This is a genomic window from Pseudomonas paraeruginosa PA7 (genome assembly GCF_000017205.1).
In the GTDB taxonomy this organism is placed as follows: domain Bacteria; phylum Pseudomonadota; class Gammaproteobacteria; order Pseudomonadales; family Pseudomonadaceae; genus Pseudomonas; species Pseudomonas paraeruginosa.
Window position 1 is genome coordinate 3374305 of sequence record NC_009656.1, and the last position, 25185, is coordinate 3399489.

The following is a 25185-nucleotide window of genomic DNA, read 5'->3' on the forward strand; positions in this document are numbered from 1 at the left end:
GCCCATGAGCCGGCTTCTTCGTCTCGACGCGGCTCAGCGCGTCGGCGTGCGCAGGGTGACGAACTCTTCCGCCGCGGTCGGATGGATGCCGATGGTCTCGTCGAAGACCTGCTTGGTCGCCCCGGCCTTCATCGCCACCGCGATACCCTGGAGGATCTCGCCGGCCTCGGCGCCAACCATGTGGCAGCCCAGCACCCTGTCGTCGTGGGCATCGACGATCAGCTTCATCAGGGTCTTTTCCTGGTTGTCGGTGAGGGTCAGCTTCATCGGTCGGAAGCGGCTCTCGAAGATCTTCACCTTGTGCCCGGCGCTCAGCGCCTCTTCCTCGGTCAGGCCGACGGTGCCGATGTTGGGCAGGCTGAACACCGCGGTGGGAATCAGCTTGTAGTCCACCGGACGGAACTCCTCGGGCTTGAACAGCCGACGCGCCACCGCCATGCCCTCGGCCAGCGCCACCGGGGTGAGCTGCACGCGACCGATCACGTCGCCAAGGGCGAGAATCGACGGCTCGCTGGTCTGGTAGTGCTCGTCGACCTCGATGAAACCTTTGTCGGTCAGCTTCACTCCGGTGTTCTCCAGGCCGAGGTCGTCCAGCATCGGCCGCCGTCCGGTGGCGTAGAACACGCAGTCCGCCTCCAGTACCCGGCCGTCCTTGAGGGTCGCGGCCAGGCTGCCATCGGCCTGCTTGTCGATACGGGCGATGTCGCTGTTGAACTGCAGGTCGAGCCCCTTCTTGCCCAGTTCGTCGCGCAGGTGCTCACGCACGCTGCGGTCGAAGCCGCGCAGGAACAGGTCGCGACGGTAGAGCAAGGTGGTCTCGGCGCCCAGGCCGTTGAAGATCGAGGCGAACTCTACGGCGATGTAGCCGCCGCCGACCACCAGCACGCGGCGCGGCAGGCGCTCGAGGAAGAACGCCTCGTTGGAGGTGATCGCGTGTTCCTTGCCCGGAATCTCCGGCACCTGCGGCCAGCCGCCGGTGGCGATGAGAATGTGCCTGGCGCTGAAGCGCTGGCCGTCCACCTCGACGCTGTGCGCGTCGAGCAGGCGGGCGTGGCCTTCGAGAAGGGTTACCCCGCTGTTCACCAGCAGGTTGCGATAGATACCGTTGAGGCGGTGGATCTCGCGATTCTTGTTGCCGATCAGGGTCGCCCAGTCGAAGCGCGCCTCGCCAGCGCTCCAGCCATAGGCCCGGGCCTGTTCGAAGTCTTCGCTGTAGTGCGCGCCGTAGACCAGCAGCTTCTTCGGTACGCAACCGACGTTGACGCAGGTGCCGCCCAGGTAGCGGCTCTCCGCCACCGCGACGCGGGCACCGAAGCCGGCGGCGAAACGGGCGGCGCGGACGCCCCCGGAGCCGGCGCCGATGACGAACAGATCGAAATCGAAAGACATGTTCCTACTCCTGGATCAGATGCGTTCCAGCATAACCCATTCCCTGCAGCGGACTCCTGCCGGATCGGCGCAAAAACCTGTCGAAACGGCTCAGCACAGGGCCTGGCAGGCGATGGGCTATGCTTGTCCGTGGAGGTAAGCGCGATGTCCCCCACCCTCACCCACCTGGCGCTGCACGTCCCCGACCTCGACGCCTGCATCGCCTTCTACGAAACCTTCTGCGGCATGCGGGTGATCCACCGGCGCCCCGGCAAAGGCTCGCAGATCGTCTGGATGGCCGAACCCGGCCAGGAACAGCGCTTCATCTTCGTCATCATGCCCGGCGGCCAGCCGCGCAACCTCGCCAGCGACGACTACAGCCACTTCGGCTTCGCCCTCCCCAGCCGCGCCGCGGTAGACGATCTGGCACGCCGCGCCGAGGCCGCCGGCTGCCTGGTCTGGGCGCCGCGCGACGAGCCCTATCCGGTCGGCTACTACTGCGGCCTGCGCGATCCCGCGGGCAACTACGTGGAGTTCAGCTACGGCCAGCCGCTGGGCCCGGGTTCCGAGGCGCTGCCGATTCCCTGACCGGGCGCGGAGGTGCCGCCTGGCCTGGGCCACGCCCGCCGACAGCTCACGTAGGGCGGATACCCCCCATGGCCGTTCGCCCCATACGAAAAACGCCGCGCCCCCATCGGGGACGCGGCGTTTTTCATCGGGAACGGCGAGGCTCAGTGAGCCTTGCCGGTCTTGTAGAGGTTTTCGTAGCAGAAGTTGGTCGCCTCGATGTAGCCCTCGGCGCTGCCGCAGTCGAAACGCTTGCCCTTGAACTTGTAGGCCAGCACGCAGCCGTCCTGGGCCTGCTTCATCAGGGCGTCGGTGATCTGGATCTCGCCACCCTTGCCCGGCTCGGTCTGCTCGATCAGGTCGAAGATATCCGGGGTCAGGATGTAGCGGCCGATGATCGCCAGGTTCGACGGTGCTTCTTCCGGCTTCGGTTTCTCGACCATGGTGTTCACCCGGAAGATGTCGTCGCGGATCATCTCGCCGGCGATCACGCCGTACTTGTTGGTTTCCTCCGGCGGCACTTCCTGGATCGCCACGATGGAGCAGCGGAACTGGTTGTACAGCTTGACCATCTGCTTCAGCACACTGTCGCCTTCCAGGTTCAGGCACAGGTCGTCGGCAAGGACCACGGCGAACGGCTCGTCGCCGATCAGCGGACGGCCGGTGAGGATCGCATGGCCGAGGCCCTTCATCTCGACCTGGCGGGTGTAGGCGAAGGTGCACTCGTCGATCAGCCGGCGGATGCCAACGAGGTACTTTTCCTTGTCGGTGTTGCGGATCTGGTGCTCCAGCTCGTAGCTGATGTCGAAGTGGTCTTCCAGGGAGCGCTTGCCGCGCCCGGTGACGATGCCGATTTCGGAAAGGCCGGCCTCCAGCGCCTCCTCCACCGCGTACTGGATCAGCGGCTTGTTCACCACCGGCAGCATTTCCTTGGGCATGGCCTTGGTGGCCGGGAGGAAACGGGTACCGTAGCCGGCGGCCGGGAAAAGACATTTCTTGATCATGAGAATCCTTCGACATGGACGAAGTATGCGGATGGCGCGCAGTCTAATCAGGCTGCGCTCGCCTTACAATGCCCGGCCCTTGGACGTCCTATGCCCTGGTAGATGAAGCCCAGTTCCGCCATCCGCGCCGGCGCGTAGAGATTCCGACCGTCGACCAACAGGGGAGTTCGCATGGATCCGCGGATTTTCTCGAAGTCCGGCTGGCGGAACTGTTTCCATTCGGTCACCAGAACCAGGGCGTCGGCGCCCTCTACCGCCACATAGGGCGAGTCGTGCAGGGTCAACTGGGCGCAGGCCAGCGCCTGCGGATAGCGCGCGGCGACCCCGGCGTTGGCCACCGGGTCATGGGCCCTGACCCTCACCCCGTGGCGCAGCAGCGCGTCCAGCAGGACCAGGCTCGGCGCCTCGCGCAGGTCGTCGGTCCCCGGCTTGAAGGCCAGCCCCCAGAGCGCCACGGTGCGCCCCTGCCAGCGGCCCTGGAACAGCTCGCCGAGGGTCTCGAAGAGCAGTTCCTTCTGCCGCGCGTTGCGCGCTTCCACGGCGCGCAGGATCGCGCTGTCGAACCCCTGCCGCTCGGCGCTGCGGATCAGCGCGCGGACATCCTTGGGAAAGCAGGAGCCGCCGTAGCCGCAGCCGGCATAGATGAAATGGGTGCCGATGCGCCTGTCGCTGCCCATGCCACGGCGCACCTCCTCGATATCGACGCCGGTGAGACTGCACAGCCCGGCCATCTCGTTCATGAAGGAAATCTTCGTGGCGAGGAAGGCGTTGGCCGCGTACTTGCTGAACTCCGCCTCGCGGCGTCCCATCAGCAGGACCCGCTCGTGGTTGCGCAGGAACGGTGCGTAGAGCTGGCGCAGGGTCTCGCCGGCCTGCGCCTCGGCGCTGCCGATGATGACCCGGTCCGGGCGCATGAAGTCGTCCACCGCCGAACCTTCCTTGAGGAATTCCGGATTGCTCGCCACCGCCACCCTGAAGCGCTTGCGCCGACGCGCCAGGCCCAGGCGGATGATCTCTTCGACCCGCTCGGCGGTGCCCACCGGCACGGTCGACTTGTTCACCACGATGCAGTCCTGGCGTAGCTGTGCGCCCAGTTCCTCGGCTACCGCCAGCACATGGCTGAGGTCGGCGGAGCCATCCTCGCCGCAGGGCGTGCCGACGGCGATGAAGACCACCTCGGCATCCACCAGGCCTTGCGCGAGGCTGGTGGTGAAGGTCAGGCGCGCGGCCTCCAGCTGGTCGCGCAGGATATTCTCCAGGCCCGGTTCGTAGATAGGCGTTTCGCCGCGCCGCAGTCGCGCGACCCGCTCGCGGTCGCGCTCCACGCAGCACACCTGGTTGCCCATTTCGGCGAAACAGGCCGCCGTCACCAGCCCCACATAGCCCGCCCCAATCACGCATAGCCGCATCGCGTCGTCCTCCGCTGGCCTCGCCGTCTCTGCCGATGATTGCAGCCAAGCGCGGTGGCAGGCTCATGACCAGACCATGAAGCTGCTGTGACAGAACCCGGGACGGCCATCCACGGTCCACCCAGAGTGAGCAAAAAAAACAGGAGGCTCCCATGGCCATCGAAATCGATTCGGATCAAGGCGTCTGCAGCGTCGAGATCGAAGGCAGCCGGCATCGCGCGGCGATCGACAGCCTGCGCGTCGGCACCGACGCCGAGGCTCGCCTGTCGGTGCTCTACATCGACGGCAGGCGCCTGCACATCAGCGAGGAAGATGCCCAGCGGCTGGTGGTGGCCGGCGCCGAGGACCAGCGCCGACACCTGATGGCGGACGACTGAGCGGCGTCAGGCCTCGGCGCGCAACAGGTGGGGAGAACCGCGCAGGCTGTCGATGCCGGCGCGGAACAGGCGTTCGGCGCGGTTCCAGGGATCGTTGCGCAACCGCTCGGTCCAGGCCAGGGTGCCGCAGACCCCGTCCCACAAGGATTGCAGGTAGACGCTGGCCAGCTCGACGTCGAGCCGCGCCGGCAGTTCGCCCTGCGCCACCGCCCGGCGGATCAGGCGCAGGCCCAGGCGCTGGCCCTGCTTCTCGAGCAGTTCGCGCCGGCGCAGCAGCGGCTCGTTCTCGTCGCTGCGCTCGCACTTGAGATAGAGGATCTCCAGCACCCGTTGCACCGACCCGGGCTCGCAGCACTGGCGAAGGAAGCCCATGCCGGCGCGCAGGAGGATATCCAGCGCCGGCACGTCCGCGCCACCTCGATGCGGGCGAAGGCCCGGTCGCACATCGCCAGGCAGACCTCGATCTTGTTCTTGTAGTGGCCATAGACCGCTCCGCGAGAAACCCCGGCGGCATCCGCCAGGTCGGCCATGGCAGTGTTGCCCACGCCCTTTTCCAGGAAGACCCGCTCGGCGGCGTCGAGTATGCCGTCGCGGGTCTTCTGGGATTCCTCTTTGGTTTTTCTGGCCACTGAACGTCCTCACAAGGGAAAGGCGCCGCAAATCATAAGGATATGTTACAGAAACGCCAATTAATCAATCACTCATGACTGATTATATGCTACTGTCGCGCCGCTCGTGGGTTGCACCGCCCATTCCCGGGCACGCCCACAGACTCATGAATCCGAGGGACATCCATGCACATCCAATGGACCGGCTCGCTGCGCGGGCTGCTGGCGACCCTGGTCGCCCTATTCCTGCTGGGCTGCGACAAGGCTCCGGAAGCCGAGAAGGCCACGGACGCTCCCGCCGAAGTCGGGGTGATCGTGGCGAAACCGGCGCCGATCGGCATCACCAGCGAACTGCCCGGCCGCCTCGAGGCCTACCGCCAGGCCGAGGTACGCGCGCGGGTCGCCGGCATCGTCACCCGCCGCCTGTACGAGGAGGGCCAGGATGTTCGCGCCGGCACCGTGCTGTTCCAGATCGACCCGGCGCCGCTGAAGGCCGCCCTCGACATCAGCCGCGGCGCCCTGGCGCGGGCCGAGGCCAGCCACGCGGCGGCGGCCGACAAGCTCAAGCGCTACGCCGACCTGGTCAAGGACCGCGCCATCAGCGAACGCGAGTACACCGAGGCGCAGACCGACGCACGGCAGAGCCTGGCGCAGATCGCCTCGGCCAGGGCCGAGCTGGAGCAGGCCCGCCTGCGCCTGGGCTACGCCACGGTAACCGCGCCGATCGACGGACGCGCGCGACGCGCGCTGGTCACCGAAGGCGCGCTGGTCGGCGAGGACTCGCCGACGCCGCTGACCCGCGTCGAGCAGATCGATCCGATCTACGTGAACTTTTCCCAGCCGGCCGGCGAAGTCGCCGCCATGCAACGGGCGATCCGCGAGGGCCAGGTGCAGGGCGTCGCCGACAAGGACATCGCCGTGCGCCTGGTCCTGGCCGACGGCAGCGAGTACCCGCTGGCCGGCGAGCTGCTGTTCTCCGACCTGGCGGTGGATCCCGGCACCGACACCATCGCCATGCGCGCCCTGTTCCGCAATCCGCATCGCGAATTGCTGCCGGGTGGCTACGTGCAGGTGCGCTTGCAGCGCGCAGTGAACCCGCAGGCGATCACTGTCCCGCGCGACGCGCTGATCCGCACCGCCCAGTCCGCCGTGGTCAAGGTGGTCAATCCACAGGGAGTGGTGGAAGACGTGGAAGTCCACGCCGACACCCTGCAGGGCCGCGACTGGATCGTCAGCCGCGGGCTCAAGGGCGGCGAACGGGTGATCGTCGAGAACGCCGCCCAGCATGCCGCCGGTTCCAGCGTACAGGCGGTGGTCCGCCAGCCGGCCAGCGCCGGCGCCCCCTCACCGCTGGCCGCCTCGCCGGCGGGCCAGTGACGGAGAACACTACGAATGGCTCGTTTCTTCATTGACCGGCCGGTCTTCGCCTGGGTGGTTTCCCTGCTGATCGTGCTCGCCGGGATCCTGGCGATCCGCTTCCTTCCGGTCGCCCAGTACCCGGACATCGCGCCGCCGGTGGTCAACGTCAGCGCCAGCTATCCCGGCGCCTCGGCCAAGGTGGTCGAGGAAGCGCTGACCGCGATCATCGAGCGCGAGATGAACGGCGCGCCCGGCCTGCTCTACACCAAGGCCACCAGCAGCACCGGCCAGGCCTCGCTGACCCTGACCTTCCGCCAGGGCGTGAACGCCGACCTCGCCGCGGTGGAAGTGCAGAACCGCCTGAAGATCGTCGAATCGCGCCTGCCCGAGTCGGTGCGGCGCGACGGCATCTACGTGGAGAAAGCGGCGGACAGCATCCAGCTGATCGTCACCCTCACCTCCGCCAGCGGTCGCTACGGTGCCATGGAGCTGGGCGAGATCGCCTCGTCCAACGTGCTCCAGGCGCTGCGCCGGGTGGAAGGCGTGGGCAAGGTCGAGACCTGGGGCGCCGAGTACGCCATGCGCATCTGGCCGGACCCGGCCAGGCTGACCTCGATGAACCTCAGCGCCAGCGACCTGGTCAACGCCGTGCGCCGGCACAACGCCCGTCTCACCGTGGGCGACATCGGCAACCTCGGGGTCCCCGACTCGGCACCGATCAGCGCCACGGTGAAGGTCGACGACACCCTGGTGACGCCCGAGCAGTTCGGCGAGATTCCCCTGCGCATCCGCGCCGATGGCGGCGCGATCCGCCTGCGCGACGTGGCCCGCGTCGAGTTCGGCCAGAGCGAGTACGGCTTCGTCTCGCGGGTCAACCAGATGACCGCCACCGGCCTGGCGGTGAAGATGGCGCCCGGCTCCAACGCGGTGGCCACCGCCAAGCGCATCCGCGCCACCCTCGACGAGCTGTCGCGCTACTTCCCCGAAGGCGTGAGCTACAACATTCCCTACGACACCTCGGCGTTCGTCGAGATTTCGATCAGGAAGGTGGTCAGCACCCTGCTCGAGGCAATGCTCCTGGTGTTCGCCGTGATGTACCTGTTCATGCAGAACTTCCGCGCCACCCTGATCCCGACGCTGGTGGTGCCGGTTGCCCTGCTCGGCACCTTCACGGTGATGCTCGGCCTGGGCTTCTCGATCAACGTGCTGACCATGTTCGGCATGGTCCTGGCGATCGGCATCCTGGTGGACGACGCGATCATCGTGGTGGAGAACGTCGAGCGCCTGATGGCCGAGGAAGGCCTGTCGCCGCACGACGCCACAGTCAAGGCGATGCGCCAGATCAGCGGGGCGATCGTCGGCATCACCGTGGTGCTGGTCTCGGTGTTCGTGCCGATGGCCTTCTTCAGCGGCGCGGTGGGCAACATCTACCGCCAGTTCGCGGTGACCCTGGCGGTGTCCATCGGCTTCTCGGCGTTCCTCGCGCTGTCCTTGACCCCGGCGCTGTGCGCCACCCTGCTGCGCCCGCTCGACGCCGGCCACCACGAGAAGCGCGGCTTCTTCGGCTGGTTCAACCGTACCTTCCTGCGCCTGACCGGGCGCTACCAGAAGGCCGTGGGCGGGATTCTCGCCCGGCCGATCCGCTGGATGCTGGTCTACGCCCTGGTCATCGGCGTGGTCGCCCTGCTCTTCGCGCGCCTGCCCCAGGCGTTCCTGCCGGAAGAGGACCAGGGCGACTTCATGATCATGGTGATGCAGCCCGAGGGCACGCCGATGGCGGAAACCATGGCCAACGTCGCCGACGTCGAGCGCTACCTGGCGGAACACGAGCCGGTGGCCTACGCCTATGCGGTCGGCGGCTTCAGCCTGTACGGCGACGGCACCAGTTCGGCGATGATCTTCGCCACCCTGAAGGACTGGTCCGAGCGCCAGGACGCCAGCCAGCACGTCGGCGCCATCGTCGAGCGGATCAACCAGCGCTTCGCCGGCCTGCCCAACCGCACGGTGTACGCGATGAACTCGCCGCCGCTGCCGGACCTGGGCTCCACCAGCGGCTTCGACTTCCGCCTGCAGGACCGCGGCGGGGTCGGCTACGACGCCCTGGTCAAGGCCCGCGACCAGCTCCTGGCACGCGCCGCCGAGGACCCGCGGCTGGCCAACGTGATGTTCGCCGGCCAGGGCGAGGCGCCGCAGATCCGCCTGGACATCGACCGGCGCAAGGCGGAGACCCTCGGGGTGAGCATGGACGAGATCAACACCACCCTGGCCGTGATGTTCGGCTCGGACTACATCGGCGACTTCATGCACGGCAGCCAGGTGCGCAAGGTGGTGGTCCAGGCCGATGGCGCCAGGCGCCTGAGCATCGACGACATCGGCAAGCTGCACGTGCGCAACGAGCAGGGCGAGATGGTCCCGCTGGCGACGTTCGCCAGGGCCGCCTGGACCCTCGGCCCGCCGCAACTGACCCGCTACAACGGCTACCCCTCGTTCAACCTCGAGGGCCAGGCCGCGCCGGGCTACAGCAGCGGCGAGGCGATGGCGGCGATGGAACAGCTGATGCAGGGCCTGCCCGAGGGCGTCGCCCACGAGTGGTCCGGCCAGTCCTACGAGGAACGCCTGTCCGGCGCCCAGGCGCCGGCGCTGTTCGCCCTCTCGGTGCTGATCGTGTTCCTCGCCCTGGCCGCCCTCTACGAGAGCTGGTCGATCCCACTGGCGGTGATCCTGGTGGTGCCGCTGGGCGTGCTCGGCGCGCTGCTCGGGGTGAGCCTGCGCGGCCTGCCCAACGACATCTACTTCAAGGTCGGCCTGATCACCATCATCGGCCTCTCGGCGAAGAACGCCATCCTCATCATCGAGGTGGCCAAGGACCATTACCAGGAAGGCATGGACCTGCTGCAGGCGACCCTGGAAGCCGCGCGCCTGCGCCTGCGGCCGATCGTCATGACCTCGCTGGCCTTCGGTTTCGGGGTGATCCCGCTGGCGCTCTCGAGCGGCGCCGGTTCCGGCGCCCAGATCGCCATCGGCACCGGGGTGCTCGGCGGGATAGTCACCGCCACCGTGCTCGCGGTGTTCCTGGTGCCGCTGTTCTTCCTGGTGGTCGGCCGCCTGTTCCGGCTGCGCAAGGCGCCTCGCGCCGATGCGTCGGCCAATACCCCAACGGAGCTGACCTGATGCCCCTTTCGAAACTCTCGGCCTCCTCCCTGGCGCTGTGCCTGGGCCTGCTCGGCGCCTGTTCGCTGGCGCCCCGCTACCAGCGCCCGGAGGCGCCGATCCCGACGGCCTATCCGGCCGTCCCGGCGAGCCAGCAGGCTGGCGACCGGGCCAGGCTGGACGACTGGCAACAACAGTTCACCGACCCGGTGCTGCGCCAGATGATCGGCCAGGCCCTGGAGCACAACCGCAACCTGCGCGTCGCCGCCCTGCGCATCGAGGAAGCCCGCGCGCTATATGGCGTACAGGCCTCGGAGCGCTTGCCGACGCTGGAGGCCAGCGGTCGCTACGAGCGCGAGCGCATGCGCGGCGAAACCCGCGAGGCCGGCCAGGTCGAACAGCGCTATCGGGTCGCAGCCGGCATCAGCGCCTTCGAGCTGGACTTCTTCGGCCGGGTGAAAAACCTCGGCGACGCCGCCCTGGCCGACTACCTGGCCAGCGAGGAGGCCCAGCGCAGCGCGCGGATCGCCCTGATCGCCGAGGTCGCCGGCGGCTACGTGCAGGAACGGGCGCTGTACGCACAGCAACGGCTGGCGGAACGCACCCTGCACGCGCGCGAAAACGGCCTGGCGCTGGTGCGCAAGCGCTACGCCGCCGGGATGAGCACGCGCATCGACCTGCGCAGCGAGGAAATGCTGGTGGAAAGCGCCCGCGCCACCCACGCCGCGCTGGTTCGCGAACGCAGCCAGGCGGTCAGCGGCCTGCAGCTGCTGCTCGGCGACTTCACCGGCGACTGGCAGGATAGCCAGCTGGACCTGGAACACCTCCAGCTGCAGCCACTGCCCGCCGGACTGCCCTCGGAGCTGCTCGCGCGGCGTCCGGACATCCGCCAGGCCGAACAACAACTGCGCGCGGCCAACGCCAACATCGGCGCGGCGCGCGCGGCGTTCTTCCCGAGCCTGCGCCTGAGCACCGACCTGGGCTCGGCCAGTTCAGGCCTGCACGGCCTGTTCAGGGGCGGCAGCCGGGTCTGGACCTTCAGCCCGCAGATGACCCTGCCGATCTTCGACGGCGGACGCAACCGCGCCAATCTCGACCTCGCCGAAGTGCGCAAGGACATCGCCGTCAACCGCTACGAGGAAAGCATCCAGGTCGCCTTCCGCGAGGTCGCCGACGCGCTCAGCGCCGGCGACCAGCTGGAGCTCCAGCTGCGCGCGCAGCGCGCTGTCCGCGACGCCGACCGTGAACGCCTGCAACTGGTACGCAAGCGCTATGCCAAGGGTGTCGCCAATTACCTGGAAATGCTCGACGCCCAGCGCAGCCTGTTCGACTCGGAACAGCAACTGATCCACCTGCGGGGCCTGCGCCTGAACAATGGCGTCGCCCTCTATCGCGCCCTCGGCGGCGGCTGGTCGCAAGGCTGAGACGCCCACCTAGCGGCCCGCCCGCAACGGACGGCTGAAGCGGTAGAACAGGTTGGGTTCGCTGACCAGGTACAGATTCCCCCGATCATCCATCGCCAGCCCCTCGGCCTGCGGCACGTCGTCCGCCAGGCCGTGGTTGCCGGCGCGCAGGGTCAGGCCTCCGAGCGGGCGCCCGGCGCGATCCAGTTCGATGACCAGGCGCGACTCGTCGGAGAGCACCAGCAGGTGATCGCTGGCCTTGTGATAGTAGAGGCTGGAGAGGTCGGTGAGGAACAGCCCGCGATCGCGCCGCGGGTCGCCGCCAACGCTCAGGTCGAGCGCCTCGCCGCGGTCGTTGAAGAAACCGTTGACCTCGATGATACCCACCGGCGCCTTTTCCCGGGCCACGAACAGGCGCTGGCGCAACGGGTCGTAGGCCAGCCCCTCGAAACCCTTGTTGCGTTTGCTTTCCAGCCCCAGCGAGAGCTTGCGGGCGTTGCGCGGGTCGTCGATATGGATCTCCCGCGCGCCGGCATCCACATGGATTTCCACCAGGCGCTGGCGGCGCTCCTCGGCCACCACGTAGACACCGGGACGGACGTATTCGATGGCCTCCGGGTCCCGGAAACCACGCAGCGGAATGCGCCGCAACAGCTCACCGTCCAGCGACAGTTCGAGGAAGTGCGGGTCCTGGTTGGTCACGCTGACCAGGCTGCGCCGGTCCGGGTCGAAGGACAGCGCCGAGACGTTGGCTTCGGCGCCGAGCACGCGGGCCTCGATGTCGACCCGGAAGTCGGCCAGACCCAGCGCCCGCTCCCGCCCTGCGACGTCGCCATGGCGCTGTTCCAGCTTGAACCAGATACGCTCGAACGTGCGCTGCTGCTGGGCCGCCACGAGCGCCGCAGACAATGCGGCGAGCAGGCAGGCCAGGACCACCCTGTAGGACACCAGCCGACTCATCACGACTCCTCCGGAAAAAACGCGTTCGGTGAAGCAGAACAGAGCCATCCGTGTCCTTTCATGAGGAGCAGGTTAAATCTTTCTGACAAGCATCTTTCATGCTTGTCATTTTTCCCGGCGCGGGCCGTTGACAGAAAACCGGCACATCTTTACGTTAACGTAAAGGTAAACGAGCAGGTGCCCCGCGCATGTCCACCACCTACACCATTTCCGATCTCGCCCGCGAGCTGGACATCACCACCCGCGCCATCCGCTTCTATGAGGAGCAAGGCATGCTCTCTCCCGAGCGGCGCGGCCTGGAACGTATCTACTCGCCGCGCGACAAGGTCAGCCTGAAGCTGATCCTGCGCGGCAAGCGCATCGGCTTTTCCCTCGCCGAGTGCCGCGAGCTGATCGAGCTCTACGACCCGGACCCGAGCAGCGGCAACCAGAAACAGTTGAACACCATGCTGGAAAAGATCGCCGAGCGACGCGCCCAGCTGGAACAGCAGCTGCTGGATATCGAACAGATGCAGCTGGAACTCGACACCGCCGAAGAGCGCTGCCGCGCCGCGCTGATGAAAACCGATATCAAACATAAGGTTACTTCTTAAACTTAATCCGAAGCTTTAAACCGGACAAGCACAATTACAGGTGAAAGCATGACCTACCCCAGCCTCAACTTCGCCCTCGGCGAAACCATCGACATGCTCCGCGACCAGGTTCGCGGCTTCGCCGCCGCCGAGTTGCAGCCGCGCGCCGCGCAGATCGACCAGGACAACCAGTTCCCCATGGACATGTGGCGCAAGTTCGGCGAGATGGGCCTGCTCGGCATCACCGTCGACGAGGAGTACGGCGGTTCGGCGCTGGGCTACCTGGCCCACGCCGTGGTCATGGAGGAGATCAGCCGGGCCTCGGCCTCGGTGGCGCTGTCCTATGGCGCGCACTCCAACCTCTGCGTCAACCAGATCAAGCGCAACGGCAACGCCGAACAGAAGGCCCGCTACCTGCCGGCACTGGTCTCCGGCGAGCATATCGGCGCGCTGGCGATGAGCGAACCCAACGCCGGCTCCGACGTGGTGTCGATGAAGCTGCGCGCCGACCGCGTCGGCGATCGCTTCGTTCTCAACGGCAGCAAGATGTGGATCACCAACGGTCCCGACGCCCATACCTACGTGATCTACGCCAAGACCGACATGGACAAGGGCGCGCACGGGATCACCGCGTTCATCGTCGAACGCGACTGGAAAGGCTTCAGCCGCGGGCCGAAGCTGGACAAGCTGGGCATGCGCGGCTCGAACACCTGCGAGCTGATCTTCCAGGACGTCGAGGTGCCCGAGGAAAACGTCCTCGGCGCGGTCAACGGCGGGGTCAAGGTGCTGATGAGCGGCCTCGACTACGAACGCGTGGTGCTTTCCGGCGGCCCGGTGGGAATCATGCAGGCCTGCATGGACGTGGTGGTGCCCTATATCCACGACCGCCGCCAGTTCGGCCAGAGCATCGGCGAGTTCCAACTGGTCCAGGGCAAGGTCGCCGACATGTACACCAGCCTCAACGCCAGCCGCGCCTACCTGTACGCGGTGGCCGCCGCCTGCGACCGCGGCGAGACCACCCGCAAGGATGCCGCCGGAGTGATCCTCTACAGCGCCGAGCGCGCCACCCAGATGGCCCTGGACGCGATCCAGATCCTCGGCGGCAACGGCTACATCAACGAGTTTTCCACCGGCCGCCTGCTGCGCGACGCCAAGCTCTACGAGATCGGCGCCGGCACCAGCGAGATCCGCCGCATGCTGATCGGCCGCGAGCTGTTCAACGAAACCCGCTGAAGCCTGGCTTCCGCGGCCCTTTCCCGGAAGGGAGAAGGCATTCCATTGCATCGACAGGCGCATCGCCAGGCCGGAACCGGCGCAAGCCGGTTCCGGCCACCTCGACACGGAGCCGCCGCCATGGCCATCCTGCACACCCAGATCAACCCACGCTCCGCCGAGTTCGCGGCCAACGCCGCGACCATGCTGGAACAGGTCAACGACCTGCGCACCCTCCTCGGCCGCATCCACGAAGGCGGCGGTAGCGCCGCCCAGGCCCGGCACAGCGCGCGCGGCAAGCTGCTGGTGCGCGAACGCATCAACCGCCTGCTCGACCCCGGCTCGCCGTTCCTCGAGCTTTCCGCGCTCGCCGCCCACCAAGTCTACGGCGAAGACGTCGCCGCCGCCGGCATCGTCGCCGGCATCGGCCGGGTCGAAGGGGTGGAATGCATGATCGTCGGCAACGACGCCACGGTGAAAGGCGGCACCTACTACCCGCTGACCGTGAAGAAGCACCTGCGCGCCCAGGCCATTGCCCTGGAGAACCGCCTGCCGTGCATCTACCTGGTGGACTCCGGCGGCGCCAACCTGCCGCGCCAGGACGAGGTGTTCCCCGATCGCGAGCACTTCGGCCGGATCTTCTTCAACCAGGCCAACCTGAGTGCCCGTGGCATCCCGCAGATCGCCGTGGTGATGGGCTCCTGCACCGCCGGCGGGGCCTACGTACCGGCGATGTGCGACGAAACCGTGATGGTGCGCGAACAGGCCACCATCTTCCTCGCCGGGCCGCCGCTGGTGAAGGCCGCCACCGGCGAGGTGGTCAGCGCCGAGGAGCTTGGCGGCGCCGACGTGCACTGCAAGGTCTCCGGGGTTGCCGACCACTATGCCGAGGACGACGACCATGCCCTGGCCATCGCCCGCCGCTGCGTCGCCAACCTCAACTGGCGCAAGCAGGGCCGGCTGCAATGCCATGCACCGCGCGCGCCGCTGTACCCCGCCGAGGAGCTGTACGGGGTGATTCCCACCGACAGCAAGCAGCCCTACGACGTGCGCGAAGTGATCGCACGGCTGGTGGACGGCTCCGAGTTCGACGAGTTCAAGGCGCTGTTCGGCACCACCCTGGTCTGCGGCTTCGCCCACCTGCACGGCTATCCGATCGCGATCCTGGCCAACAACGGCATCCTCTTCGCCGAGGCCGCGCAGAAAGGCGCGCACTTCATCGAACTGGCCTGCCAGCGCGGCATCCCGCTGCTGTTCCTGCAGAACATCACCGGTTTCATGGTCGGCCAGAAGTACGAGGCCGGCGGCATCGCCAAGCACGGCGCCAAGCTGGTGACCGCGGTGGCCTGCGCGCGGGTGCCGAAGTTCACCGTGCTGATCGGCGGCAGCTTCGGCGCCGGCAACTACGGCATGTGCGGGCGCGCCTACGACCCGCGCTTTCTCTGGATGTGGCCGAACGCGAGGATCGGCGTGATGGGCGGCGAACAGGCCGCCGGGGTGCTCGCCCAGGTCAAGCGCGAGCAGGCCGAGCGCGCCGGCCAGCAGCTCGGCGTCGAGGAGGAGGCGAAGATCAAGGCGCCGATCCTCGAGCAGTACGAGCACCAAGGCCATCCCTACTACTCCAGCGCGCGACTGTGGGACGACGGCGTGATCGATCCGGCGCAGACCCGCGAGGTGCTCGCGCTGGCGCTTTCCGCCGCCCTCAACGCCCCCATCGAGCCGACCGCCTTCGGCGTGTTCCGCATGTGACGAGCAGACCAGCATGAGCGAATTCCAGACCATCCAGCTTGAGATCGACCCGCGCGGCGTAGCCACCCTATGGCTGGACCGGGCGGAAAAGAACAATGCCTTCAATGCCGTCGTGATCGACGAACTGTTGCAGGCCATCGATCGCGTCGGCAGCGACCCGCAGGTCCGCCTGCTGGTGCTGCGCGGCCGTGGCCGGCACTTCTGCGGCGGTGCCGACCTGGCCTGGATGCAGCAGTCGGTGGACCTCGACTACCAGGGCAACCTGGCCGACGCCCAGCGTATCGCCGAACTCATGACCCACCTCTACAACCTGCCCAAGCCGACCCTGGCGGTGGTCCAGGGCGCGGTGTTCGGCGGCGGGGTCGGCCTGGTCAGTTGCTGCGACATGGCCATCGGCAGCGACGACGCGACCTTCTGCCTATCCGAGGTACGCATCGGCCTGATCCCGGCGACCATCGCCCCGTTCGTGGTCAAGGCCATCGGCCAGCGCGCCGCGCGACGCTATTCGCTGACCGCCGAGCGCTTCGACGGACGCCGCGCCAGCGAACTTGGCCTGCTCAGCGAAAGCTGTCCCGCCGCCGAACTGGAAAGCCAGGCCGAGGCCTGGATCGCCAACCTGCTGCAAAACAGCCCGCGCGCCCTGGTGGCCTGCAAGGCGCTCTACCATGAGGTCGAGGCCGCCGAACTGAGCCCGGCGCTACGCCGCTACACCGAAGCGGCCATCGCCCGCATCCGCATCAGCCCGGAAGGCCAGGAAGGCCTGCGCGCCTTCCTGGAGAAACGCACGCCCGCCTGGAGAAACGACGCATGAGCCCGGACTACCGCAGCATCCAGCGCATCCTGGTCGCCAACCGCGGCGAGATCGCCTGCCGGGTGATGCGCAGCGCGCGCGCCCTCGGCATCGGCAGCGTCGCCGTGCACAGCGAGATCGACCGCCACGCCCGCCACGTCGCCGAAGCCGACATCGCCGTCGACCTGGGCGGCGCCAAGCCCGCCGACAGCTACCTGCGCGGCGACCGGATCATCGCCGCCGCTCTCGCCAGCGGAGCCCAGGCGATCCATCCCGGCTACGGCTTCCTCTCGGAGAACGCCGGCTTCGCCCGCGCCTGCGAGGAAGCCGGCCTGCTCTTCCTCGGGCCGCCGGCGGCGGCCATCGACGCCATGGGCAGCAAGTCGGCGGCCAAGGCGTTGATGGAAGACGCCGGGGTGCCGCTGGTGCCCGGCTACCACGGCGAAGCCCAGGACCTCGAGACCTTCCGCCGGGAAGCCGGGCGGATCGGCTACCCGGTGCTGCTCAAGGCCGCCGCTGGCGGCGGCGGCAAGGGCATGAAGGTGGTGGAGCGCGAGGCCGAGCTGGCCGAGGCCCTCTCCTCCGCCCAGCGCGAGGCCAAGGCCGCCTTCGGCGACGCGCGGATGCTGGTGGAGAAATACCTGCTCAAGCCGCGCCACGTGGAGATCCAGGTGTTCGCCGACCGCCACGGCCACTGCCTGTACCTCAACGAACGCGACTGTTCGATCCAGCGCCGCCACCAGAAGGTCGTCGAGGAAGCCCCCGCTCCCGGTCTCGGCGCGGAACTGCGCCGGGCCATGGGCGAGGCCGCGGTACGCGCGGCGCAGGCGATCGGCTACGTCGGCGCCGGTACCGTCGAATTCCTCCTCGACGAACGTGGCCAGTTCTTCTTCATGGAAATGAACACCCGCCTGCAGGTCGAGCACCCGGTCACCGAGGCCATCACCGGCCTCGACCTGGTCGCCTGGCAGATCCGCGTCGCTCGCGGCGAGGCGCTGCCGCTGACGCAGGAACAGGTGCCGCTGAACGGCCACGCCATCGAAGTACGGCTCTACGCGGAAGACCCCGAGGGCGGCTTCCTTCCCGCCAGCGGCCGCCTGGCGCTATACCGCGAAGCGGCCGCCGGCCCCGGCCGGCGGATCGACAGCGGGGTACGCGAAGGCGACGAGGTCTCGCCGTTCTACGACCCGATGCTGGCCAAGCTGATCGCCTGGGGCGAAACCCGCGAGGAAGCCCGCCAGCGCCTGCTGGCGATGCTGGCGGAAACCTCGGTCGGCGGCGTGCGCAGCAACCTGGCGTTCCTCCGCCGCATCCTCGGCCATCCGGCATTCGCCGCCGCCGAACTGGACACCGGTTTCATCGCCCGCCACGAAGCCGACCTGCTGCCGGCGCCAGAGCCGTTGCCGGAGCATTTCTGGCAGGCCGCCGCCGAAGCCTGGTTGCAGAGCGAAGCCGGCTACCGCCGCGACGACGACCCGCATTCGCCGTGGAGCCGCAACGACGGCTGGCGCAGCGCCCTGGCGCGGGAGTCGGACCTGGTGCTGCGCTGCCGCGACGAACGCCGTTGCGTCCGCCTGCGCCACGCCAGCCCCAGCCAGTACCGCCTCGATGGCGACGACCTGGTCAGCCTGGTGGATGGCGTCACCCGTCGCTCGACGGCTTTGCGCCGCGGTTCCCAGCTGTTCCTCGAATGGGCTGGCGAACTGCTGACCATCGAAGCCGTCGACCCGATCGCCGAGGCCGAGGCCGCCCATGCCCACCAGGGCGGTTTGAGCGCGCCGATGAACGGCAGTATCGTGCGGGTCCTGGTCGAGCCCGGCCAGACGGTCGAAGCCGGCGCCGCCCTGGTGGTGCTGGAGGCGATGAAAATGGAACACAGCATCCGCGCGCCCCATGCCGGGGTGGTGAAGGCGCTGTATTGCAGCGAGGGCGAACTGGTCGAGGAAGGCACGCCGCTGGTGGAGCTGGACGAGAACCAGGCCTGACAGCCAAGACGAGGAACAGCATGAACCTGCCGAAGAAGGTCCGCCTGGTGGAAGTCGGTCCGCGCGACGGACTGCAGAACGAGAAACAGCCGATCGAGGTGGCCGACAAGATCCGCCTGGTCGATGACCTGAGCGCCGCCGGCCTGGATTACATCGAGGTGGGCAGCTTCGTCTCGCCCAAGTGGGTGCCGCAGATGGCCGGCTCGGCCGAGGTGTTCGCCGGTATCCGCCAGCGTCCCGGCGTGACCTACGCGGCGCTGGCGCCGAACCTGAAGGGCTTCGAGGCGGCCCTGGAGTCGGGGGTGAAGGAGGTGGCGGTGTTCGCCGCCGCGTCGGAGGCCTTCTCCCAGCGCAACATCAACTGCTCGATCAAGGACAGCCTGGAGCGCTTCGTACCGGTGCTGGAGGCGGCGCGCCAGCACCAGGTGCGGGTGCGCGGCTACATTTCCTGCGTGCTCGGCTGTCCCTACGACGGCGATGTCGATCCGCGCCAGGTCGCCTGGGTCGCCCGCGAGCTCCAGCAGATGGGCTGCTACGAGGTGTCCCTGGGCGATACCATCGGCATCGGCACCGCCGGCGCCACCCGCCGGCTGATCGAGGCGGTGGCCGGCGAGGTTCCCCGCGAGCGCCTCGCCGGGCACTTCCACGACACCTACGGGCAGGCCCTGGCGAACATCTACGCCAGCCTGCTGGAAGGCATCGCGGTATTCGACAGCTCGGTGGCCGGCCTCGGCGGCTGTCCCTATGCCAAGGGCGCCACCGGCAACGTCGCCAGCGAAGACGTGCTCTACCTGCTGAACGGCCTGGGGATCGAGACCGGGGTGGACATGCACGCCCTGGTCGACGCCGGCCAGCGCATCTGCGCGGTGCTCGGCAGGAGCAACGGCTCGCGGGCGGCGAAAGCGCTGCTGGCCAAGGCTTGAGAAGCGGCGGATAACCGCGAGCGGTAATCCGCCCTACCCGACGTCACGCCCAGGCTCGGACACGGCGTCATCCACCCTGCGGGCCGTCATACCCCATCCGCCAACTGATAGCCCGGGTCGTCGCCAGCAGCCGTTCCGCCGCCGGCCCCTGTTCCTCGGCCTGGAAGATGCTCGCCGGGCCGACCACCGTGAGTACCGCCGCCACCCGCCCGCGGGCGTCGAACACCGGCGCCGAGAGCGCTTCCACGCCAGGCATCAGCAGGCCGTGGATCGCATGCAGGCCGCGCGCGCGGATGCCTTCCAGCAGCGCCTCATAGGCCGGGGGCGCAGCCAACGGATGGTCGTCGCGGCCGGCCAGTTCCTCGTCGCGCAATTCAGCCACCTCCCGTTCCGGCAGGAAGGCGGCGAACACCAGCCCGGTGGACGAGCCGAGCAGCGGCAGCACCGAGCCGACCTGGGTGACCACCGTCACCGCGCGCACCGCCTGTTCCACCTGCACCACGGTGGCGCCACGGTTGCCCCAGACGGCGAGGAAACAGGTCTCGTTGAGCTGGTCGCGCAGTTCGGCCAGCGGCGCGGCGGCGCTCTTCAGCACGTCCATGCTGTCCAGTGCCGCCAGGCCCACGCGCAGCGCCTCGCGCCCCAGCGAGTAATGGTTTGTGGAGGCGTCCTGGACCGCGAAGCCGCTGGCGATCAACGCCTGCAGGTAGCGATGGACCTTGCTCGCCGGCATGCCCACATGCTCCGCCAGGCGCGACAGCGAGGTCGCCGGCGACAGTTCGGCGAGGGCCTTGAGGATATCGGTGCCGACTTCGGCGGAGCGGACCTTCTGCTTGCCGGAGGTTTCGGCGGGACTGCTGTTCTTTTCCATGGACGCGGGTTCCTGCAGGCGGGGCCGACGTTATAGCTTGACGCTGCTTTCCGCTCAAATTACGTTATGCGTAATTGAATTACGATAAAAATAACGCAGCCAGCGTGCCAGGTCCCCGGCGGATCGGCGGCAAGCTGCCCCACTTCCCCGGAGGCCTCAGATGAACCTCGACTCCACTGCCCTCGCCTATCAATCGGGCTTCGGCAACGAATTCAGCAGCGAAGCGCTCCCCGGCGCCCTGCCGGTCGGCCAGAACTCCCCGCAGAAAGCGCCCTACGGCCTGTACGCCGAACTGCTCTCCGGCACCGCTTTCACCATGGCTCGCAGCGAGGCCCGGCGCACCTGGCTGTACCGCATCACGCCGTCGGCCAAGCATCCACCGTTCCGCCGCCTGGAACGACAGATCGCCGGTGCCGAGCTGGATGCGCCGACTCCCAACCGCCTGCGCTGGGACCCGCTGGCATTGCCCGAGCAACCCACCGACTTCCTCGACGGCCTGCTGCGCATGGCCGCCAACGCGCCCGGCGACAAGCCGGCCGGCGTGAGCATCTACCAGTACCTGGCCAACCGCTCGATGGAGCGTTGCTTCTACGACGCCGATGGCGAACTGCTGCTGGTCCCGCAGTTGGGCCGCCTGCGCCTGTGCACCGAACTCGGCGCGCTGCAGGTCGAGCCGCTGGAGATCGCGGTGATCCCGCGCGGGATGAAGTTCCGCGTCGAGCTGCTCGACGGCGAGGCGCGCGGCTATATCGCCGAGAACCACGGCGCGCCGCTGCGCCTGCCCGACCTCGGGCCGATCGGCAGCAACGGCCTGGCCAATCCGCGCGATTTCCTGGCCCCGGTGGCGCGCTACGAGGACAGCCGCCAGCCGCTGCAACTGGTGCAGAAATACCTCGGCGAGCTGTGGGCCTGCGAGCTCGACCATTCGCCGCTGGACGTGGTCGCCTGGCACGGCAACAACGTGCCCTACAAATACGACCTGCGCCGCTTCAACACCATTGGCACGGTCAGCTTCGACCACCCGGACCCGTCGATCTTCACCGTGCTGACCTCCCCCACCAGCGTCCACGGCCTGGCCAACATCGACTTCGTGATCTTCCCGCCGCGCTGGATGGTGGCCGAGAACACCTTCCGCCCGCCGTGGTTCCACCGCAACCTGATGAACGAGTTCATGGGCCTGATCCAGGGCGCCTATGACGCCAAGGCCGGCGGCTTCGTGCCCGGCGGCGCCTCGCTGCACAGTTGCATGAGCGCCCACGGCCCGGACGCGGAAAGCTGCGACAAGGCCATCGCCGCCGACCTCAGGCCGCACAGGATCGACCAGACCATGGCCTTCATGTTCGAGACCAGCCAGGTCCTCCGGCCGAGCCGTGCCGCCCTCGAGACGCCGGCCCTGCAGAATGACTACGATGCCTGCTGGGCGTCGCTCGTATCCACCTTCAACCCGCAACGGAGATAACCCCATGAACCAGCCAACCCCCACTCGTAGCTGGGTCGCCTCCGCCAATGGGCATGCCGACTTTCCCCTGCAGAACCTGCCGCTGGGCATCTTCAGCCGTGCCGGCCTGAGCCCGCGTTGCGGCGTGGCCATCGGCGACTCGATCCTCGACCTGGAGGCGGCGCTGGCCGCCGGCCTGTTCGAGGGTGCCGCCGGCGAAGCCGCCGAAGCCACCCGTGGCGGTGCGCTGAACGCTTTCTTCGCCCTCGGCAAGCCGGCCCGCGTGGCGCTGCGCCAGCGCCTGCTGGAGCTGCTCGGCGAAGGCGCCGCGGAGCGCCCGGAGCTGCTCCATCCGGCCGCCGAGTGCCAAATGCACCTGCCGGCCAGGATCGGCGACTACACCGACTTCTACGTCGGCATCCGCCATGCCGAGAACGTCGGCAAGCTGTTCCGCCCGGACAACCCGCTGCTGCCCAACTACAAGCACGTGCCCATCGGCTACCACGGCCGCGCCTCGACCGTGCGCGTCTCCGGCAGCGAAGTGCGCCGGCCCAACGGCCAGACCCTGCCGGCCGGCGCCAGCGAGCCGGTGTTCGGCCCCTGCGCGCGGCTGGACTACGAACTGGAGCTGGGCATCTGGATCGGCCAGGGCAACGCCCCGGGCGAAGCCATCCCGGTTTCCCGCGCCGCCGAGCACATCGCCGGCTTCTGCCTGCTCAACGACTGGTCGGCGCGCGACATCCAGGCCTGGGAATACCAACCGCTCGGCCCGTTCCTGTCGAAGAGCTTCATCACCAGCGTCTCGCCCTGGGTGGTCACCGCCGAGGCCCTGGAACCGTTCCGCCGCGCCCAGCCAGCGCGCCCCGAAGGCGACCCGCGGCCGCTGCCGTATCTCTACGACGACAACGACCAGGCCCACGGCGCCTTCGACATCGAGCTGGAGGTCCTGCTGCTCACCGAGGGCCTGCGCGAGAAAGGCCTGCCGCCGCAGCGCCTGACCCTGAGCAACAGCCTGAGCATGTACTGGACGGTGGCGCAGATGGTCGCCCACCACAGCGTCAACGGCTGCCAGTTGCAGCCCGGCGACCTGTTCGGCTCCGGCACCCTGTCCGGCGCCGAGCCCGGCCAGTTCGGCTCGCTGCTGGAGATCACCGCTGGCGGCAAGCAGCCGGTGCAACTGGCCTCCGGCGAGACCCGGCGCTTCCTCGAGGACGGCGACGAGGTCATCCTGCGCGCCCGCTGCAAACGCGAGGGGCAGGTCTCGATCGGCTTCGGCGAATGTCGCGGCAAGGTGCTCGCGGCCCATCCGGGGGCGCGCGGATGAAGCTCTATACCTACTACCGTTCCACCTCCTCCTACCGGGTGCGCATCGCCCTGGCGCTGAAGGGGCTGGACTACCAGTCGCTGCCGGTCAACCTGCTCCGCGACGGCGGCGAACACCGCCAACCCGCCTACCTGGCGCTCAACCCACAGGGCCGCGTACCGGCCCTGCAGGTCGACGAGGGCGAGTTGCTGATCCAGTCGCCGGCGATCATCGAATACCTCGAGGAGCGCTACCCGCAACCCGCCCTGCTCTCCAGCGATCCGCTGCGCCGCGCCCAGGAACGCGGGGTCGCGGCGCTGGTCGGCTGCGACATCCACCCATTGCATAACGCCAGCGTGCTCAACCTGCTGCGCCAGTGGGGCCACGACGAAGAGCAGGTCCGGCAGTGGATCGGCCACTGGGTCGGCCAGGGGCTCGCCGCCGTCGAGCAACTGATCGGCGACCAGGGCTGGTGCTTCGGCGACCGGCCGGGCCTGGCCGACGTCTACCTGGTCCCGCAGCTCTACGCCGCCGAGCGCTTCGGCGTGGCATTGGACGCCTGGCCACGGATCCGCCGGGTCGCCGCCCTGGCCGCCGCTCATCCGGCGTTCCGCCAGGCCCATCCGGCCAACCAGCCGGACACCCCGGCCGCCTGAGCGACCGCAGAGTCCCGCTCCTGAAGATAAAGGGGGGCGTCCGCCGGACGCCCCATCACCAATAAGAACCTCAGGTACCTTGCGATGCAGAACCAGATCGCCAGCTTTCGCGCGGCGCTCGACGCGCGCCCCGTGTCCCGCTACCAGTGGCTGTTGCTGCTGCTCCTCGCCCTGTTGCTGGTCACCGATGGCTACGATGCCCAGGTGCTCGGCTACGTGGTGCCGACCCTGGCCCAGGAATGGGGCCTGGACAAGGCCGCGTTCGGCCCGGTGTTCAGCGCCAACCTGTTCGGTCTGACCGTCGGTTCGCTGCTGGTGACGCCGCTGGCGGACCGCTTCGGCATCCGTCGGGTGCTGCTCTGCTGCGTGCTGATCTACGCCAGCCTGACCGTCCTGATGGTCTTCGCCGGTTCCCTGGAAAGCCTGATGCTGGCGCGCTTCGTCTGCGGCATCGGAATGGGCGGGGCAATGCCCAGCGCCATGGCGCTGATGGCCGAGTACTCGCCACCGCGCCTGCGTACCCTGATGGTCACCCTGGCGGCCTGCGGTTTCTCCTTCGGCGGCGCCGCCGGCGGTTTCGTCGCGGCTGCCTTCATGGACGGCTTCGGCTGGCAGGCGGTGTTCCTCGCCGGCGGCGTCACCCCGTTGCTGCTGTTCCCCTTCCTCCTCCTGTTCCTGCCGGAATCGCTGCCGCGCCTGCTGCGCGACGCGCCGCCCTATGCCCGCCTGCGCCAGCTCAGCGAGCGCATGGCGCCGGGCTGGCAGCCGCCGCCGGCACAGGCCGACGCCGAGCCGGCGGCGCGCCTGAGCGTGCTGGAGCTGTTCCGCCACGGCTATGCGCGCCCGACCCTGCTGCTCTGGGCGACCTTCTTCGTCAGCCTGATCCTGCTCTACTTCATGGTCAGCTGGCTGCCCTCGCTGCTCCAGGAAAGCGGCCTGACGCGCAATGCGGCGAACCTGGCGACCTCGATGTTCCTCTTCGCCGGCACCCTCGGCGCGATGCTCCTGGCCTGGCTCGCCGACCGCCTGCGCAGCAAGGTGCGCCTGTTGGCGGCGATTCTCGCCGGCGCCGCGCTGTGCACCCTGCTCCTCGGCCTCGACCACGACCAGCCGCGCTGGCTGCTGGCGTTCGTCTTCGCCGCCGGCTTCTGCATCATCGGCGGGCAGCTGACCCTGAACGCCTTCGCCAGCAACTTCTACCCGGCCCAGGTGCGCGCCACCGGCACCGGCTGGGCGCTGGGCGTGGGCCGCTTCGGTTCGATCCTCGGCCCGCTGTTCGGCAGCCTGCTGCTGGGCATGCACATATCCGTGGAGAACATCTTCATGCTTGCGGCGATACCCGCCGGGCTCGCCGCGCTGCTGATCCTCCAGGTCCGCTCGCCCGCCGCCCAGGCGCAGCGGGAAAGCACCGCCGCGCTGGCCGTCGAGGAATCCTGAGCCTTCACCGCGAGCGGCTTCCCGGCTACAGTGGCGACCCGTTT

Annotated in this window: 20 protein-coding genes and 1 pseudogene; 15 read left to right on the forward strand and 6 right to left on the reverse strand. The window is 68.4% G+C overall.

The features are described 5' to 3' along the window. Nucleotides 1–33: 33 nt before the first annotated feature. Nucleotides 34–1389 carry a glutathione-disulfide reductase gene (gene gorA, locus PSPA7_RS15510; protein ID WP_012076013.1) on the reverse strand — a complete coding sequence of 452 codons (1356 nt, stop codon included), beginning with the start codon at nucleotides 1387–1389 and terminating at the stop codon, nucleotides 34–36. A 144-nt stretch (nucleotides 1390–1533) separates the two neighbouring features. Between gorA and PSPA7_RS15515 the strand changes: the two genes are divergently transcribed. Then, nucleotides 1534–1956, forward strand: coding sequence for a VOC family protein (locus PSPA7_RS15515; RefSeq protein WP_012076014.1), 423 nt, complete (start codon nucleotides 1534–1536; stop codon nucleotides 1954–1956). 143 nt (nucleotides 1957–2099) lie between these two features. Here the strand turns inward: PSPA7_RS15515 and galU are convergent, their stop codons facing one another. Further along, nucleotides 2100–2939 (reverse strand): UTP--glucose-1-phosphate uridylyltransferase GalU, encoded by an 840-nt coding sequence (gene galU / locus PSPA7_RS15520; protein WP_003088639.1) that lies wholly within the window; start codon nucleotides 2937–2939, stop codon nucleotides 2100–2102. A 47-nt stretch (nucleotides 2940–2986) separates the two neighbouring features. Then, entirely contained in the window at nucleotides 2987–4348 is a 1362-nt protein-coding gene (locus tag PSPA7_RS15525) for a UDP-glucose 6-dehydrogenase (protein ID WP_012076015.1), read from the reverse strand. A gap of 152 nt (nucleotides 4349–4500) precedes the next feature. Here PSPA7_RS15525 and PSPA7_RS15530 point away from each other — a divergent pair, with 152 nt between their 5' ends. Continuing rightward, nucleotides 4501–4725 (forward strand): DUF3203 family protein, encoded by a 225-nt coding sequence (locus PSPA7_RS15530; RefSeq protein WP_003154814.1) that lies wholly within the window; start codon nucleotides 4501–4503, stop codon nucleotides 4723–4725. 6 nt (nucleotides 4726–4731) lie between these two features. Here PSPA7_RS15530 and mexZ read toward each other — a convergent pair. After that, nucleotides 4732–5354 (reverse strand): annotated as a pseudogene (gene mexZ / locus PSPA7_RS15535) (efflux pump transcriptional repressor MexZ). Nucleotides 5355–5519: 165 nt separating this feature from the next. Here mexZ and mexX point away from each other — a divergent pair. The 3 genes from mexX to oprA are packed head-to-tail and all read left to right on the forward strand — an operon-like array spanning nucleotide 5520 to nucleotide 11266. After that, a complete protein-coding gene (gene mexX, locus PSPA7_RS15540) occupies nucleotides 5520–6710 on the forward strand; it encodes a multidrug efflux RND transporter periplasmic adaptor subunit MexX (protein ID WP_012076017.1) in 1191 nt (396 codons plus the stop codon). 15 nt (nucleotides 6711–6725) lie between these two features. Beyond that, nucleotides 6726–9863, forward strand: coding sequence for a multidrug efflux RND transporter permease subunit MexY (gene mexY / locus PSPA7_RS15545; protein WP_012076018.1), 3138 nt, complete (start codon nucleotides 6726–6728; stop codon nucleotides 9861–9863). Further along, nucleotides 9863–11266, forward strand: a complete 1404-nt coding sequence (oprA, locus tag PSPA7_RS15550) for a multidrug efflux transporter outer membrane subunit OprA (RefSeq protein ID WP_012076019.1) — start codon at nucleotides 9863–9865, stop codon at nucleotides 11264–11266. Before mexY ends, oprA begins: the two co-directional genes overlap by 1 nt. A gap of 9 nt (nucleotides 11267–11275) precedes the next feature. On the opposite strand, the gene PSPA7_RS15555 is transcribed toward oprA, so the two are convergent. Then, a complete protein-coding gene (locus tag PSPA7_RS15555) occupies nucleotides 11276–12205 on the reverse strand; it encodes an SdiA-regulated domain-containing protein (RefSeq protein WP_003152950.1) in 930 nt (309 codons plus the stop codon). 188 nt (nucleotides 12206–12393) lie between these two features. On the opposite strand from PSPA7_RS15555, the gene PSPA7_RS15560 reads away from it, so the two are divergent. The 6 genes from PSPA7_RS15560 to liuE all read left to right on the forward strand — a co-directional run bounded on the left by PSPA7_RS15560 (nucleotide 12394) and on the right by liuE (nucleotide 19436). Beyond that, nucleotides 12394–12798: a MerR family transcriptional regulator gene (locus PSPA7_RS15560; protein WP_012076021.1), complete on the forward strand. Its 405-nt coding sequence runs from the start codon at nucleotides 12394–12396 to the stop codon at nucleotides 12796–12798. 48 nt (nucleotides 12799–12846) lie between these two features. After that, nucleotides 12847–14010 (forward strand): isovaleryl-CoA dehydrogenase, encoded by a 1164-nt coding sequence (gene liuA, locus PSPA7_RS15565; protein WP_003152948.1) that lies wholly within the window; start codon nucleotides 12847–12849, stop codon nucleotides 14008–14010. A gap of 120 nt (nucleotides 14011–14130) precedes the next feature. Beyond that, the gene (gene liuB / locus PSPA7_RS15570; protein WP_012076022.1) at nucleotides 14131–15738 is read left to right on the forward strand and encodes a methylcrotonyl-CoA carboxylase subunit beta; all 1608 of its coding nucleotides are present in this window, start codon (nucleotides 14131–14133) and stop codon (nucleotides 15736–15738) included. A gap of 13 nt (nucleotides 15739–15751) precedes the next feature. Then, nucleotides 15752–16549, forward strand: coding sequence for a gamma-carboxygeranoyl-CoA hydratase (locus PSPA7_RS15575; protein ID WP_003088598.1), 798 nt, complete (start codon nucleotides 15752–15754; stop codon nucleotides 16547–16549). Further along, a complete protein-coding gene (gene liuD / locus PSPA7_RS15580; protein ID WP_012076023.1) occupies nucleotides 16546–18513 on the forward strand; it encodes a methylcrotonyl-CoA carboxylase subunit alpha in 1968 nt (655 codons plus the stop codon). The genes PSPA7_RS15575 and liuD overlap by 4 nt, the downstream gene beginning before the upstream one ends. A 20-nt stretch (nucleotides 18514–18533) precedes the next feature. Then, complete coding sequence (liuE, locus tag PSPA7_RS15585; protein ID WP_003152945.1) at nucleotides 18534–19436, forward strand: bifunctional 3-hydroxy-3-isohexenylglutaryl-CoA lyase/hydroxymethylglutaryl-CoA lyase; 903 nt, start codon at nucleotides 18534–18536, stop codon at nucleotides 19434–19436. 67 nt (nucleotides 19437–19503) lie between these two features. Here liuE and PSPA7_RS15590 read toward each other — a convergent pair whose 3' ends face one another. Continuing rightward, nucleotides 19504–20307: an IclR family transcriptional regulator gene (locus tag PSPA7_RS15590; protein WP_003152944.1), complete on the reverse strand. Its 804-nt coding sequence runs from the start codon at nucleotides 20305–20307 to the stop codon at nucleotides 19504–19506. 160 nt (nucleotides 20308–20467) lie between these two features. Here PSPA7_RS15590 and hmgA point away from each other — a divergent pair, with 160 nt between their 5' ends. From hmgA to PSPA7_RS15610, 4 genes are all read left to right on the forward strand, one after another. Further along, on the forward strand, nucleotides 20468–21766 hold the full coding sequence (gene hmgA / locus PSPA7_RS15595) for a homogentisate 1,2-dioxygenase (RefSeq protein WP_012076024.1): 1299 nt from the start codon (nucleotides 20468–20470) through the stop codon (nucleotides 21764–21766). A 4-nt stretch (nucleotides 21767–21770) separates the two neighbouring features. Further along, on the forward strand, nucleotides 21771–23069 hold the full coding sequence (fahA, locus tag PSPA7_RS15600) for a fumarylacetoacetase (RefSeq protein ID WP_012076025.1): 1299 nt from the start codon (nucleotides 21771–21773) through the stop codon (nucleotides 23067–23069). Then, the gene (gene maiA, locus PSPA7_RS15605) at nucleotides 23066–23704 is read left to right on the forward strand and encodes a maleylacetoacetate isomerase (protein ID WP_012076026.1); all 639 of its coding nucleotides are present in this window, start codon (nucleotides 23066–23068) and stop codon (nucleotides 23702–23704) included. The genes fahA and maiA overlap by 4 nt, the downstream gene beginning before the upstream one ends. A gap of 84 nt (nucleotides 23705–23788) precedes the next feature. Then, complete coding sequence (locus PSPA7_RS15610) at nucleotides 23789–25141, forward strand: MFS transporter (RefSeq protein ID WP_012076027.1); 1353 nt, start codon at nucleotides 23789–23791, stop codon at nucleotides 25139–25141. The last annotated feature ends 44 nt before the right edge of the window (nucleotides 25142–25185 follow it).

What these genes read in the sequence shown, in the direction of transcription:
- liuE (WP_003152945.1), top strand. Translation starts at nt 18,534, where the DNA reads ATGAACCTGCCGAAGAAGGTCCGCCTGGTGGAAGTCGGTCCGCGCGAC.
- liuA (WP_003152948.1), top strand. Translation starts at nt 12,847, where the DNA reads ATGACCTACCCCAGCCTCAACTTCGCCCTCGGCGAAACCATCGACATG.
- mexX (WP_012076017.1), top strand. Translation starts at nt 5,520, where the DNA reads ATGCACATCCAATGGACCGGCTCGCTGCGCGGGCTGCTGGCGACCCTG.
- liuB (WP_012076022.1), top strand. Translation starts at nt 14,131, where the DNA reads ATGGCCATCCTGCACACCCAGATCAACCCACGCTCCGCCGAGTTCGCG.
- PSPA7_RS15590 (WP_003152944.1), bottom strand. Translation starts at nt 20,307, where the DNA reads ATGGAAAAGAACAGCAGTCCCGCCGAAACCTCCGGCAAGCAGAAGGTC.
- liuD (WP_012076023.1), top strand. Translation starts at nt 16,546, where the DNA reads ATGAGCCCGGACTACCGCAGCATCCAGCGCATCCTGGTCGCCAACCGC.
- PSPA7_RS15525 (WP_012076015.1), bottom strand. Translation starts at nt 4,348, where the DNA reads ATGCGGCTATGCGTGATTGGGGCGGGCTATGTGGGGCTGGTGACGGCG.
- PSPA7_RS15515 (WP_012076014.1), top strand. Translation starts at nt 1,534, where the DNA reads ATGTCCCCCACCCTCACCCACCTGGCGCTGCACGTCCCCGACCTCGAC.
- oprA (WP_012076019.1), top strand. Translation starts at nt 9,863, where the DNA reads ATGCCCCTTTCGAAACTCTCGGCCTCCTCCCTGGCGCTGTGCCTGGGC.
- maiA (WP_012076026.1), top strand. Translation starts at nt 23,066, where the DNA reads ATGAAGCTCTATACCTACTACCGTTCCACCTCCTCCTACCGGGTGCGC.
- mexY (WP_012076018.1), top strand. Translation starts at nt 6,726, where the DNA reads ATGGCTCGTTTCTTCATTGACCGGCCGGTCTTCGCCTGGGTGGTTTCC.
- PSPA7_RS15560 (WP_012076021.1), top strand. Translation starts at nt 12,394, where the DNA reads ATGTCCACCACCTACACCATTTCCGATCTCGCCCGCGAGCTGGACATC.
- PSPA7_RS15530 (WP_003154814.1), top strand. Translation starts at nt 4,501, where the DNA reads ATGGCCATCGAAATCGATTCGGATCAAGGCGTCTGCAGCGTCGAGATC.
- PSPA7_RS15555 (WP_003152950.1), bottom strand. Translation starts at nt 12,205, where the DNA reads ATGAGTCGGCTGGTGTCCTACAGGGTGGTCCTGGCCTGCCTGCTCGCC.
- gorA (WP_012076013.1), bottom strand. Translation starts at nt 1,389, where the DNA reads ATGTCTTTCGATTTCGATCTGTTCGTCATCGGCGCCGGCTCCGGGGGC.
- galU (WP_003088639.1), bottom strand. Translation starts at nt 2,939, where the DNA reads ATGATCAAGAAATGTCTTTTCCCGGCCGCCGGCTACGGTACCCGTTTC.
- PSPA7_RS15610 (WP_012076027.1), top strand. Translation starts at nt 23,789, where the DNA reads ATGCAGAACCAGATCGCCAGCTTTCGCGCGGCGCTCGACGCGCGCCCC.
- fahA (WP_012076025.1), top strand. Translation starts at nt 21,771, where the DNA reads ATGAACCAGCCAACCCCCACTCGTAGCTGGGTCGCCTCCGCCAATGGG.
- PSPA7_RS15575 (WP_003088598.1), top strand. Translation starts at nt 15,752, where the DNA reads ATGAGCGAATTCCAGACCATCCAGCTTGAGATCGACCCGCGCGGCGTA.
- hmgA (WP_012076024.1), top strand. Translation starts at nt 20,468, where the DNA reads ATGAACCTCGACTCCACTGCCCTCGCCTATCAATCGGGCTTCGGCAAC.